The sequence below is a fragment of the Streptomyces sp. NPDC057565 genome (assembly GCF_042801455.1).
In the GTDB taxonomy this organism is placed as follows: Bacteria; Actinomycetota; Actinomycetes; order Streptomycetales; family Streptomycetaceae; genus Streptomyces; species Streptomyces yanii.
Genome location: NZ_JBHVFU010000007.1, coordinates 87,158 through 99,925 on the forward strand (window position 1 = coordinate 87,158; position 12,768 = coordinate 99,925).

Sequence of the window (12,768 nt, forward strand, 5' to 3'; positions counted from 1 at the left end):
TGGGCGCTCAATAGAGACACATGGGACTCCGCCCAACGCCGTTCGGCACCGGAGAAGGCATTCAGTGAGAACGGTCGGGGAACGATGAGTTTGCGTACTGGGCGTAGCCGTGCCGCAGTTCCTGCCGGGAGGGCCTCTGCCGCATCGGCCCAGCACGTTGCCAGGCACTCCGAAGTCCTGGCCGCACCACCGCTGAAGACGGGGTGGCTGGTGTCCGCACCCGATGGCCGCCTCACTGCGTACGCCCCGGCCAGGACCGGAGGCATCGTTCGCTGGACGGAGTCCGCCACGGGCCGCGACGGCTGGGCGGCCCCCGAACTCCTCCTGTCCGATGCCCGGCTGCTGCCGTATGCGTGCGTGGCCAACGGTCCGAGCGGCTTTGTCGACCTGTTCGGCCTGAGGCGTACGGGCGACAGCCCCCAGTCCCCCCTCGAGATCGTTTACGCCTCCCAGTACCAGGCCGGCCGCCCGATGACCGGCTGGCACTCGGCCGGTAACCCGCACGGCAAGGACGCTGCGAAGGCGTCGGCCATCGGCGCCCCCGTTGCCGTCGTCGACGGCGCCGACACACTGCACGTGTTCGTCCGCAACGCCCTGGGGGGAGTGTCCGCGCGCAGACGTGACGCGAACGGCGTGTGGGGCAAGTGGACGCCCATGCCGTGCAAGCGGGTACGTGAGGGGCTGTCCGCCGTTGTCACCCGCTCCGGCCGCATCGAGCTCTTCATGCCCGCAGACAAAGGCGTGTACGTCTGGCGGCAGGAGACCCCGGGAGGCCCGCTGGACCGCGCCCCCAATCTGGTCTTCATCGCCCGGCCGGACACGGCCTCCGGCACCGAGACCTACGAAGGCAGGGTCACTCACTACTGGCGTGACGAGGGGTCCGGCGAGGTCGTGGCCTACCGCCTCCCGACGGCAGGCGTCCCCGATATCGCGCCCGCCCCGCTGGGCGGCCACTCGGGGCGTGGTCCCCTCGCCCTCAGCCGGTGCCTCGTCGACGGCTACGACTGCACCGTCCTGGCCCAGACGGAGGAGACAGGCACCCTCGCCCTCACCGCCTACCCGACCGAACTGGAATCCGCCGGGGCCTGGTGGGCGGACACCCGCGAACCCTGTGAGGGCACCCCGGCGCTTGCTCTGGACCGCGACGGGCGGCTGGTCGTCGCGGTCGTCGGCGGGGACGGCCGGATGAAGGTCACCAGGCAGCGTGCCGACCAGCAGGGAATGGCGCTGGAGAGCTGGCTCCGGCTGTGAGCCGGTGCTGGTGGTCCGCGCCCGGCTCCCCTGTACGCCCGATGTGCGAGTCATGTTCACGCGCCGCCGTCAATCGGCCTTCTCGGAGACCCGGACCGACAGTTCGGTGCCGGCCGTGTAGTACGGCTTCACCATGACCGGCTGGCCTTCGCCGGTGGGCACCACCATGGTGGGGTAAGCGAACACGCTCTTCACGTCCACCACGTCCGTCAGAAAGCGGCCCAGTCGCGCAACGACAGGGTCGTGGCGCAGCCCCACCCACAGGTCCCACAACTCGTGCCGGGACACCAGATGCTCGGCCAGATCGGACGCGGGCAGCGAGAAAGCGAAGTCGGCGCCGCCCGAGGAGACGCCGGGCAGCCAGAAGCCCGATTCCTCGACACCGCGCCTGCGCATCAGCAGCAGAGGCTCCGCAGAACCGAAGTCGGAGCCGTAGAGCAGTCCCCGCAGATGCATGACTCCCCCGTCGACCCAGACCTCGGTCGCCTCGGCGTGCCGGTCACGGGTCCACGTACGCAGCGCGAGATGGCCGCTCTCGGTGGCGTAGGGAAGCTGCACAACGGTGTAGGCGGGTCCGGTGGCCACCGGACCGAAGCCACGCAGATCCAGGGTGCCCGGCCGGACCTTTGCCGGCTTGCCGTCGCCGGTGTCCAGATGGACGTCCCAGCGGCCTTCGGCAAGAACCCCGGGATCCGACGGAACGAGCGCCTCGTACAGATGCGGGAACGGCCCTTCGGCCGGCAGCAGCGGGATCCTGACGGGCCGTTCGTCGCGTGCCGCCTTCCGCTTGTGCAGCACCAGTTCGAGGTCGTTGCGGCCCTCGCGCACGCCCTCCAGGCGCAGGTTGATCAGCCCGCTCCGATCCACCGCACAGGAGACGGAGACCTCGGCAGCGGGTCGGCCCTCACGGCGAGTCCGGCGGGCCATTCTGATGACGCTCTCGAACCGTCCCGCGGAGACCTCCGGACCGTAGGCACGGGCATCCTCCCGCGCCTGGCGACCCAGCGCGACGCGTGCCGGTTCGTCATCGATCAGGCGCAGTAGCGCGGCGGCAAAGGCGTCGACGTCGCCCACCGGGGTGAGCAGACCGTTGACCTCGTGACGGACGATCTCCTGCGGCCCGCCGGGGCAGGCGGTGGAGACGACGGGCAGCCCGCAGCGCATGGCCTCGGCGAGCGACAGGCCGAAGGACTCCCGGTCCGATGTCCCGGCGGCGATGGCGGCCGCGGCCCATTGGGCCTCCAGCCGTGGTTCCTCCATCATCAGGAACACGTGGTTGTACATGTCCAGTTCGGCGATCAGGGCCCGGAGCTGGCCGTACTCCGGACCGGTCCCGAAGATCCGCAGCTGCCAGTCGGGGCGAACTCCCGCGACCTGCGCGAATGCCTGGATGAGCAGGTCGAAGCGCTTCTCCGGAACAAGGCGTCCGGCCGCCATCACCACTCGGGAACGCCCGTCGGCGGGACGAACCCGGGGATCGGGTACGCAGTCGGGATGTGCGTAGACCGCGATATCACCCGGCAGCCCCGCCCTGGTCACCGCCTCGGCCTCGTCGGCACTGGGCACCACGACCGCGTCGAGTCGGCCGAGCCCCGCCCAGGCGCGGCTCTGCTCCTGAGGGGACAGCACGGTGCTCAGCTGGTGCAGCTGGCCCAGGCGCAGCGCTCGAGGCCGGCCCCAGCGTGCGACGTAGGCGGCCAGCTCGAGGCTGGTGCCGACCACCACCTGGGCCTGGGTGGAGGACAGGTACTCCTCGACCTTGTCGTCCGTCAGCTGGCTGTAGCGCCAGGACATCTCCTGCGTACGCGGAATGATCCGGGACGGAGTGAGCCTGCGGATGTCCTGTTTGTCGGGACGACGGCCCTCACGCAGATCGAGCAGCGAGACGACCTTCACCCCGTGGGCGGGTGCGATGGCAGCCCGGTCGAGCCAGCGGAACACCGAGACGATCCGGACCTCGTGCGTATCGGCGAGGGCGCCCGCGAGATTGAGCACGGCGCGGGTGGAGCCGTCCGCGGCATAGGCGTTCTGAATCAGGAATTCGATCTTCATCGCGACGCTGTGGACTTCTCGTACGGACTCGGAAGCGGAAAGTACGCTTCGAAGAAGGGGTGGATCAGTGCTTCCTGATCGGCCACATCGTCCTCGGTGGTGAAGGAATCGTTCACGCAGAAGACGGCCGCGTCCCGGCGTTTGAGCAATCGGTCCAGTTTCTTGGAGAGCTGGACCATGGAGAGATGAAGATAGGCGTACGGAATGGTGTCGGGCACTCCGCGCCCCGTGAAGTAGGAGTAGTACGGATACATGCAGGTGCCGACGTCGATATCGGTCCGGCTGCGGAATCGCGCGGCCGCGGTCGCCCGGAACACCTCCGCGAACTCCCGCTCCATCTCCTCCAGGACACTGCGTCGCAGCGGCACGGGGGTGTGCTTCATCGCGTCGATGATGGTGCGGCCGAACCGGTCCTCGAGCAGAGCCCGGACGTTCTTGCGGGCCACCTCGTGCGGCAGGTCCTCCGGCTGGACAGGACCCATGGGGATACGGACGGTGTCCGGGTAGTACTTCGAGGCCCCGTTGGGCAGGAAGAACTCGTGCGGAGTGATCGGCCGGCCGACGAACACATCGTCGTTGAAGTGGATGAAGTGCTCCGAAAGCCCCGGAACGCGATGCAACTGGGCGCTGATCGCGTGGGAGTTGAAGACCGGAAGCCGACTGGTCTCGCGGAAGATCTCCCGGTGCGAGACCACGGTGATGCCCTCTGCGGCCTCATTGAGCCAGTGCGGAACCTGATCGTCGGTGACCAGGAAGATGTGCCGCACCCAGGGGGCGTACATGTGCAGCGAGCGCATCGAGTAGAGCAGCTCGTCACGGTTGATGTAGCGACCGGCGCTCGCCGATTCCTCGTGGAAGACGTCCCCGGACGCCTCGGCGCGGCGGCGCTGCCAGGCCGGGTCGTCGCTGTCCACCCAGGTGTAGACGACGTCGATGGGGAAGGTGATCTCGTCGGCACCGGTGCAGACGAACTCCTGGCGAGTGGGCAGCCCGATACGCGCCGGCTTCCGGCCCCAGCGGCGCTGCTTGTGCAAGACCTCCGCCTCCGGGGGCGCGAGGCGGGAGAAGCGGTGGGGTGAGACAAGGGTCATCTCACCGTGCACGGGGAGGAAGCTCGCGCCCCGGTTGATCCGCGGCGGAAGCAACCGCCCTTCCTCCTCCCGCCAGAACTCGATGTCGCAGCCGTACTCGGTGCCGTACACCAGATCGCCCGACGGGTCGGCCTGGAACCAGACTGCGCGCAGCACGTCGACGGTCTCCAGCCCCTGCCAGGACGCCTCACGGGAGCCGAGGTGCAGCAACTCACTGGTGCGCTGGACGGGCACTTTGCGCTGGATGTACCCGGGGCTCGCGTTGAAGAGCGACCGCATCGTCTGGGCGACCCGGCCCCTCTGGGTGTCCCGGACACCGATTGCGGACGAGGTGTCCTCGGTTCCGGGCACCACGAAGTGCTCGACGCCGGCCCGCGTCAGCGCCGCGGACACCAGCTGGAGGTGCTGGGCGCGGACCGCGAGCGGTGTGAGGCCGGGCTGCACGTGCGCCAGGCGGCGGTGCATGCCCACGGGGATTTCGTGCAGGCCCGGTGCCAAGGGGCGCTGCGGATGTTCGACCGCGGCATTGATCGGGTGGATCACCGAATACTCCAGTACATCAGTGCGTCCTCAAGACGCCGGAACGACTCCGTCGGGCCCGGGGCCCTGCGGGGCAGGACCCCGAGCACCGGACGGGTCAGACGGTGGCCAGCGGCTGGCCGGGCGTCAGATCGATCGCGGTCCTGCCCGCGGCCGCGGCGAGTACGGCCTCGGCAACGGCGACAGTCCCGGTGGCTTGCTCCAACGTCACGATGTCGGCTTCCTTGCCGAGCACGGCGTCACGGAAACTCTCGTGCTCGACCAGCAGCGGTTCGCGCTTGACGATCGCGTATCGCGTCACATCGCCCTCGGAAACGCCCCGGAACTGCCGCAGTCCCTCCCACTCGGTGGGCTGCGAGCCATTTGCGTAGAACCAGAGGTCGGCGGTGAGAGTGTCGGCCACGAAGCAGCCGTGCTCACCCGTCACGATGGTGACCCGCTCCTTGAGCGGGGACAGCCAGTTGACGAGGTGGCTGGTGACCACGCCGTTGGAGAGATGCCCGACGAAGGCCACCATGTCCTCGTGCGCCCGGCCACTGCGCGACACCGTTGCAGAACTCACGGACTCGTAACGGCTGTTGGTGAGCCAGGCGGTCAGGTCGATGTCGTGGGTGGCCAGGTCGTACACCACGCCGACGTCCGCGATGCGGGCTGGGAACGGTCCCTGGCGGCGCGTCACCACCTGGTAGACATCGCCGAGTTCACCGAGATCCAGGCGCGTACGCAGTTCACGAAGGGCGGGGTTGAAGCGCTCGATGTGGCCGACGCCGGCCACCAGGCCACGCTCGTCGAAGGCTCGGCTGATCGTCTCGGCCGACTCCACCGAGGGCGCGATCGGCTTCTCGATGAGGGCGTGGATGCCGCGTTCGGCCAGGCCGAGTGCGACCTCCTCGTGCAGGGCTGTGGGGCAGGCGACGACCGCGTAGTCGATCCCCAGGTCCATGAGCTCCGTCACCGAGCGCACGACGGGCACGCCTGCGGGGGCGCTGTCCGCGGCGGCCACCGGGTCCGCCACGGCGACGAGTTCGACGCCATCGAGGGCCTGCAGGACGCGGGCGTGATTGCGGCCCATGGAGCCGAGACCGATCAGCCCGGCCCGCAGCGGATTCTGCGTGCTCATGCCAGGACCCCCACGACCTCGTTGACGGTGGCCGTCAGACGTTCGAGCTCCTGCGGCGTGAGCATCGGGTGGACGGGAATGGAGAGAGCCTCCGCTGCGGCCCGCTCGGTCTCGGGCAGATCCCCGGCTGCGTAGCCGAGGACCTTCTCGCCGGTCTGGAACGGTGCCAGACGGTGCACCGGGGTGGGGTAGTAGACAGCGTTGCCGATGCCCCGTTCCTGAAGCTCGCGGGAGACAGTGTCTCGGTCCTTGCCGCTCGCGGCACTCACCCGGATCGTGTACTGGTGGTAGACATGCTCCGCCCCCTCGGCAACCGGCGGCGTGACGACCCCGCGCAGACCGGCGTCGAGCGCAGCCGCGTTGGCGCGGCGCTGCTGCGTCCACGTGTCCAGGCTGCGCAGTTGTACGCGGCCGATCGCCGCGGCGACATCGGTCATCCGGACGTTGAAGCCGACGATTTCGTTGGCGTACCGCTGCTCCATGCCCTGGTTGCGCAGGAGGCGCAGCGTCCGGGCGACGTTGGCGTCGCCGGTGGTGACCATGCCGCCCTCGAGGCTGTGCATGTTCTTGGTCGGGTAGAAGCTGAAGCAGGCGGCCGCACCGAACGCGCCCACCGGTGTTCCGTCCAGGGAGGCGGCGTGGGCCTGTGCAGCGTCCTCGACGATCGCGAGACCGTGTCGCTCGGCCAGCGCGGTGAGCGGACCCATTGCCGCCGGGTGCCCATAGAGGTGCACGGGCATGATCGCTGCAGTGCGCGGAGTGATCGCGGCCTCGGCGGCCTGCGGGGAGAGGCAGAAGCTGTCGGGCTCGATGTCCGCGAAGACCGGGGTCGCGCCGACGAGGCGGACAGCGTTGGCGGTGGCGGCGAAGGTGAAGGAAGGAACGATCACTTCGTCGCCGGGACCGATACCGAGCGCCATCAGCGACAGGTGCAGCGCACTGGTCCCGGAGTTGACGGCGACGCAGTGCCGGCCGTCGACGAACTTCGAGAACTCCTCCTCGAAGGCAGCTACCTCGGGCCCCTGGGCGACCATGCCGCTGCGCAGTACGCGCACGGCGGCCTCGATCTCGTCCTCTCCGATCACCGGAGCTGCTGCGCGGATCATGCGCTGGTCATTAGTCATCGTTCCACTTCACAAAGGTCGGGGTGCTGGGTGCTGCGCGGACCGGTAGGCGTCGACCTGGTTTGCAGGAGGCCGCGAGGAGCCCGGTCCGGGTTGTTCGTAGGGGCTGGGTACGGGGAAGTAGCTCTCCAGGAAGTTCTTGAGCATCGCCGTGCGGGCTTCCGCCGTATCGGGGTCGTCGACCGTGTCGTTGATGCAGAACGTGTGGTAATCGCGCTGGGCGAGCAAGCGGTTGAGGTGCCGCCCGGTGTTGGGCGCGGCCAGATCCAGGTAGGTGTAGCGGATCTTTCCCGTCACGGAACGGCTCGTCTGCTGCCCGTAGTAGTGGTGCAGCGAGGAGGTGATCGACAGGTCACTGGGGCTGCGGAAGTGCGAGTGCTGCGTCAGCCGGTGCTCGGCCGCGTACCGCTCCTCGATCTCCTGGAGGATGTCGCGGCGCAGCGAGTGCGGCACGTGCTTCATCTTCTGGGTCAGCACCCGGTCGAACGTCCCGGCGATGACGACGCGGTTGTTCTTCGCGGCGATTTCCGACGGAGGGTCCTCCGGCGAGGGCGGTGTCATGGGGACCAGCGCGTTCGAGGGGAAGTACTTCGAGAGCCCGTTGGCGTGGAAGAACTCGCCCGGCCTGACGCTGCGGCCGAGGAAGACGTCGTCGTTGAAGTACAGGAAGTGGTCGGAGAGTCCGGGAATGTGGTGCAGCTGGCTCTCGATGGCGTGCGAGTTGAAAGTCGGCAGCGCGGTCGGGTCGGTGAAGATGTCGCGGTGGTGGACGACCTTGATGCCGGGATGGGCGCTGTTCAGCCAGGCCGGCACCTGCCCGTCCGTGACCAGGTAAATGGTGCGCAGCCAGGGGGCGAACTGGTGGAGTGAACGCAGGGAGTAACGCAGTTCGTCGCGGCTGGTGAAGCGGGCGGCACTGATGGCTTGCTCGTGGTAGTCGGTTTGGCCCAGCGCGTTGGCCCGACGGCGGATCCACTCCGGGTCGGCCCCGTCGACCCAGGTGTAGACGGCGTCCACCGGGAAGGTGACCTCGTCCGGGAGGGAGAGAGTGAACTCCGAACGGGTGTCCACCTGAGGCAGGGCGCCCACCGCGCCGCTGATCGGGCCGGTGAAGTGGCTGACCGGTACCTGTACGGGATTCTCGGCGGCGACGACAGCCGTGGCTGTGAGATTGGGCACGGGGGCGATGAGCAGCCCGCCCTGCTCGGCCCAGAATTCGATGACGCAGGCGTGATTGGGACCAAGCGTCCAATGTCCCGTGGGGTCGGTGAGCAGCCACCAGATGCGCAGAATCGATTCTTCGCCGAGTTGCGACCAGGAGCCCCGCTGATCGGCGTGCAGCGGGCGTCCCCCCGTTGTGCCGCCCGCGAGCAGTGCACCCTCGGCGAGCGCACTCACTCGCAGAGCCCGCTCCGCCCGGGCGCGTTCGCGCGCGGGGACCGCGACGGCGGTCATGGTGACGGAATTGCTGCGCACACAGAAGTACGGAATGCCGTGCCGCTCCAGAACGTCGCAGACGCGCAGGAGGTTGGTGGCGCGGGCGACGGAAGGTGTGAGGCCCTCGGTGACCTCGGCCGCGCGGACCTTGCGCCCGGACCAGACGAGCCGCATGCCGGTACGACGCGCGTCGCGACGGAGTCGCTTGCTGAGGCGCACGCTCACGTGCTTGCGCAGGCCTCGCCATGCGCTACCCAGGCCTGCCAACGCGTGCTGCAGGAGCAGTCGGCTGTCCGCCGGGAAGATCCTTACCATCCGCTGCCGCAATGCGTGCGGAAGCAGGCGCCGGTAGAGGCGCACGAGCGTAGACGTCTCGGGGTTGCCCATCGCTCGATTACCTCGTGTCCCCCCGCTCGGCCTCTCGGCGAGCAACCAGTACCTGTGACAGCGACGCGCTGGTTCGCTCGGTCCGGCGGAGTGTGGGGGTGGTGCATCCACCGTTCAGTGCAGCCGAGTGAAACCAGCATGTCATAGAGGTGAAGATTAACAAGAAAGTAAGGTTGAAGTCGACAATAAAAGATTCCGATCCGGCTACGTTTCGGACTTTTGATGCCCAAAAGCGGGCCATGCGACAAAATCGCATGGCCCGCCATGGCGGCTCTTGTCCGCTTTTTGTGAAGGTGCGTCAGATGCGTGCGGACGTGTTATGCCGGAACGCTCGCCACGCCCTGCGCCAGGAACTTCTTGCCGTTCACCCGCTCCGAGACGCCCTCACGGTCCAGGTACGGCGTGATGCCGCCCAGGTGGAAGGGCCAGCCCGCACCGGTGATCAGGCAGAGGTCGATGTCCTGGGCCTCGGCGACGACGCCCTCGTCCAGCATCAGACCGATCTCCTGCGCCACCGCGTCCAGGACGCGGTCGCGGACCTGCTCCTCGGACAGGACGACATCGCCCTGCTTGAGGAGCGCGGCGACCTCCGGGTCCAGCTCCGGCCTGCCCGAGTCATACACGTAGAAGCCGCGCTTGCCGGCCTTGACGACCGCCGCGAGGTTCTCGGAGACGGTGAAACGCTCCGGGAAGGCGCGGTTCAGGGTCTCGGAGACATGCAGACCGATGGCCGGGCCGACCAGCTCCAGGAGCACCAGCGGGGACATCGGCAGACCGAGGGGTTCGATGGCCCTCTCGGCGACATCGACCGGGGTGCCCTCGTCGATGACGTTCTGGATCTCGCCCATGAAGCGGGTGAGGATGCGGTTGACGACGAACGCCGGGGCGTCCTTCACCAGCACCGCGGTCTTCTTCAGCTTCCGTGCCACACCGAACGCCGTGGCCAGCGAGGCGTCGTCGGTCTGCTCGCCGCGGACGATCTCCAGCAGCGGGAGGATCGCGACCGGGTTGAAGAAGTGGAAGCCGACGACCCGCTCAGGGTGCTGCAGCTTCGAGGCCATCTCGGTGACCGAGAGGGACGAGGTGTTGGTGGCGAGGATCGCGTGCGCCGGGGCGACCGCCTCGACCTCCGCGAACACCTGCTGCTTGACGCCGATCTCCTCGAAGACGGCCTCGATGATGAAGTCGGCGTCGGAGAAGCCCTCGGCCTTGTCCAGCACACCGGTGACCAGGGCCTTGAGGCGGTTGGCCTTGTCCTGGTTGATCCGGCCCTTGCCGAGCAGCTTCTCGATCTCGGCGTGGACATAGCCCACACCCTTGTCGACGCGCTCCTGGTCGATGTCGGTCAGGACGACCGGCACCTCCAGGCGGCGCAGGAACAGCAGCGCCAGCTGCGAGGCCATCAGACCGGCGCCGACGACGCCGACCTTGGTGACCGGGCGGGCCAGGGACTTGTCCGGGGCACCGGCCGGGCGCTTGGCACGCTTCTGGACCAGGTTGAAGGCGTAGATCCCGGAGCGCAGCTCGCCGCCCATGATCAGGTCGGCGAGGGCCTGGTCCTCGGCGTCGAAGCCGGCGCTCAGGTCACCGTCCTTCGCCGCGGCGATGATCTCCAGCGCGCGGTACGCGGCCGGAGCGGCGCCGTGCACCTTGGAGTCGGCGATGGCCTTGCCACGGGCGACGGCCTGGTCCCAGGCGTCGCCGCGGTCGATCTCGGGGCGCTCCACCGTGACCGTGCCGTTCAGCACGTTCGCGGTCCAGATCAGCGACTGCTCCAGGAAGTCCGCACCCTCGAAGAGGGCGTCGGCGATCCCGAGCTCGAAGACCTGCTTGCCCTTGAGCTGACGGTTCTGGTTCAGCGAGTTCTCGATGATCACCGAGACAGCGCGGTCGGCACCGATCAGGTTAGGCAGCAGGGCGCAGCCGCCCCAGCCGGGGACCAGACCGAGGAAGACCTCGGGCAGCGAGAACGCGGGCAGCGCCTTGGAGACGGTGCGGTACGAGCAGTGCAGACCGACCTCGACACCGCCGCCCATCGCCGCGCCGTTGTAGTACGCGAACGTCGGGACCGCGAGACCGGAGAGGCGGCGGAACACGTCGTGGCCGCCCTTGCCGATGGCGAGCGCGTCGTCGTGGTTCTTCAGCAGCTCGACGCCCTTGAGGTCGGCGCCGACCGCGAAGATGAACGGCTTGCCGGTGATACCGATACCGGTGATCGCGCCTTCGGCGGCTTCCTTCTCGACCTGGTCGACGGCGGCGTTCAGGTTCGCCAGCGACTGCGGCCCGAAGGTCGTCGGCTTGGTGTGGTCCAGGCCGTTGTCCAGCGTGATGAGGGCGAACCTGCCCGCACCCGCCGGGAGGTCGAGGTGGCGTACGTGCGCCTGCGTGACGACCTCACCCGGGAACAGCTCGGCTGCGCCCTTCAGAAGCTCAGTGGTGGAACTCACTTGTTGCCTCCGTCGAAGTTCGGGTTCTCCCAGATGACCGTCGCGCCCATGCCGAAGCCGACGCACATGGTGGTCAGGCCGTAGCGGACGTTCGGCTGCTCCTCGAACTGGCGGGCCAGCTGCGTCATCAGACGCACACCCGAGGAGGCCAGCGGGTGACCGTAGGCGATGGCGCCGCCGTACTGGTTGACGCGCGCGTCGTCGTCGGCGATGCCGTAGTGGTCGAGGAAGGCGAGCACCTGGACGGCGAACGCCTCGTTGATCTCGAAGAGACCGATGTCACCGATCGACAGACCGGCCTTGGCGAGGGCCTTCTCGGTCGACGGGATCGGGCCGTAGCCCATGACCTCAGGCTCGACGCCCGCGAAGGCGTACGAGACGAGGCGCATCTTGACCGGGAGGCCGAGCTCGCGGGCGACGTCCTCGGCGGCGAGCAGCGAGGCGGTGGCGCCATCGTTGAGACCGGCGGCGTTACCCGCGGTGACGCGGCCGTGCGCACGGAACGGCGTCTTCAGACCGGCCAGGGACTCCAGCGTGGTGCCCGGACGCATCGGCTCGTCGGCGGTGACCAGGCCCCAGCCCGTCTCGCCGGCCTCGGCGTTGGTGCGGCGCACGGAGACCGGCACCAGGTCCTGCTGGATCTTGCCGTTGGCGTACGCCTTGGCGGCCTTCTCCTGCGAGCGGACCGCGTACTCGTCGGCGCGGAGCTTGGTGATCTGCGGGTACCGGTCGTGCAGGTTCTCCGCGGTCATCCCCATGAAGAGGGCGGACTCGTCGACCAGCTTCTCCGACACGAAGCGCGGGTTCGGGTCCACGCCCTCGCCCATCGGGTGGCGGCCCATGTGCTCGACACCACCGGCGACGACGACGTCGTACGCGCCGAAGGCGATCGAACCGGCCGTCGACGTGACGGCGGTCAGGGCGCCCGCACACATGCGGTCGATGGAGTAGCCGGGCACCGACTGCGGCAGACCGGCCAGGATTCCGGCGGTCCGGCCCAGCGTCAGGCCCTGGTCGCCGATCTGCGTGGTCGCGGCGATGGCGACCTCGTCGATACGGGCGGGGTCCAGGTCCGGGTTGCGGCGCAGCAGCTCCCGGATGGCCTTCACGACGAGATCGTCGGCGCGGGTCTCGTGGTAGATGCCCTTCGGGCCCGCCTTGCCGAACGGGGTGCGGACGCCGTCGACGAAGACGACGTCCCGGATGGTACGAGGCACGATGGCTCTCCTCCAGGGTGCGGGATGGCACTGCTGCGGAGCACGCCCCGGAGGCGTGCCGCACCCCCTCATGCTACTTGTGAGTAACCAGACTGCCCACCC

General features: G+C 68.6%; 8 protein-coding genes. 1 reads left to right on the top strand and 7 read right to left on the bottom strand.

Annotation, left to right across the window (positions count from 1 at the left end):
* The first annotated feature begins 210 nt into the window (after positions 1-210).
* A complete protein-coding gene (locus ACFU8W_RS16930) occupies positions 211-1,251 on the top strand; it encodes a hypothetical protein (protein ID WP_345514094.1) in 1,041 nt (346 codons plus the stop codon).
* Between the two features lie 69 nt (positions 1,252-1,320).
* Here the strand turns inward: ACFU8W_RS16930 and ACFU8W_RS16935 are convergent, their stop codons facing one another.
* The 7 genes from ACFU8W_RS16935 to ACFU8W_RS16965 form a co-directional block, all read right to left on the bottom strand.
* Positions 1,321-3,303 (bottom strand): glycosyltransferase, encoded by a 1,983-nt coding sequence (locus tag ACFU8W_RS16935; protein ID WP_384037319.1) that lies wholly within the window; start codon positions 3,301-3,303, stop codon positions 1,321-1,323.
* Positions 3,300-4,937, bottom strand: a complete 1,638-nt coding sequence (locus ACFU8W_RS16940) for a stealth family protein (RefSeq protein WP_345514091.1) — start codon at positions 4,935-4,937, stop codon at positions 3,300-3,302. The genes ACFU8W_RS16935 and ACFU8W_RS16940 overlap by 4 nt, the downstream gene beginning before the upstream one ends.
* Before the next feature lie 94 nt (positions 4,938-5,031).
* Positions 5,032-6,054 (bottom strand): Gfo/Idh/MocA family oxidoreductase, encoded by a 1,023-nt coding sequence (locus ACFU8W_RS16945; RefSeq protein ID WP_384037323.1) that lies wholly within the window; start codon positions 6,052-6,054, stop codon positions 5,032-5,034.
* Positions 6,051-7,178, bottom strand: coding sequence for a DegT/DnrJ/EryC1/StrS family aminotransferase (locus ACFU8W_RS16950; RefSeq protein WP_384037326.1), 1,128 nt, complete (start codon positions 7,176-7,178; stop codon positions 6,051-6,053). Before ACFU8W_RS16950 ends, ACFU8W_RS16945 begins: the two co-directional genes overlap by 4 nt.
* Before the next feature lie 9 nt (positions 7,179-7,187).
* Positions 7,188-8,834 (bottom strand): stealth family protein, encoded by a 1,647-nt coding sequence (locus ACFU8W_RS16955; protein ID WP_384037328.1) that lies wholly within the window; start codon positions 8,832-8,834, stop codon positions 7,188-7,190.
* 485 nt (positions 8,835-9,319) lie between these two features.
* The gene (locus ACFU8W_RS16960) at positions 9,320-11,449 is read right to left on the bottom strand and encodes a 3-hydroxyacyl-CoA dehydrogenase NAD-binding domain-containing protein (RefSeq protein ID WP_384037331.1); all 2,130 of its coding nucleotides are present in this window, start codon (positions 11,447-11,449) and stop codon (positions 9,320-9,322) included.
* Positions 11,446-12,666 (bottom strand): thiolase family protein, encoded by a 1,221-nt coding sequence (locus ACFU8W_RS16965; RefSeq protein WP_384037334.1) that lies wholly within the window; start codon positions 12,664-12,666, stop codon positions 11,446-11,448. Before ACFU8W_RS16965 ends, ACFU8W_RS16960 begins: the two co-directional genes overlap by 4 nt.
* Positions 12,667-12,768: the final 102 nt, after the last annotated feature.

What these genes read in the sequence shown, in the direction of transcription:
- ACFU8W_RS16935 (WP_384037319.1), bottom strand. Translation starts at nt 3,303, where the DNA reads ATGAAGATCGAATTCCTGATTCAGAACGCCTATGCCGCGGACGGCTCC.
- ACFU8W_RS16950 (WP_384037326.1), bottom strand. Translation starts at nt 7,178, where the DNA reads ATGACTAATGACCAGCGCATGATCCGCGCAGCAGCTCCGGTGATCGGA.
- ACFU8W_RS16945 (WP_384037323.1), bottom strand. Translation starts at nt 6,054, where the DNA reads ATGAGCACGCAGAATCCGCTGCGGGCCGGGCTGATCGGTCTCGGCTCC.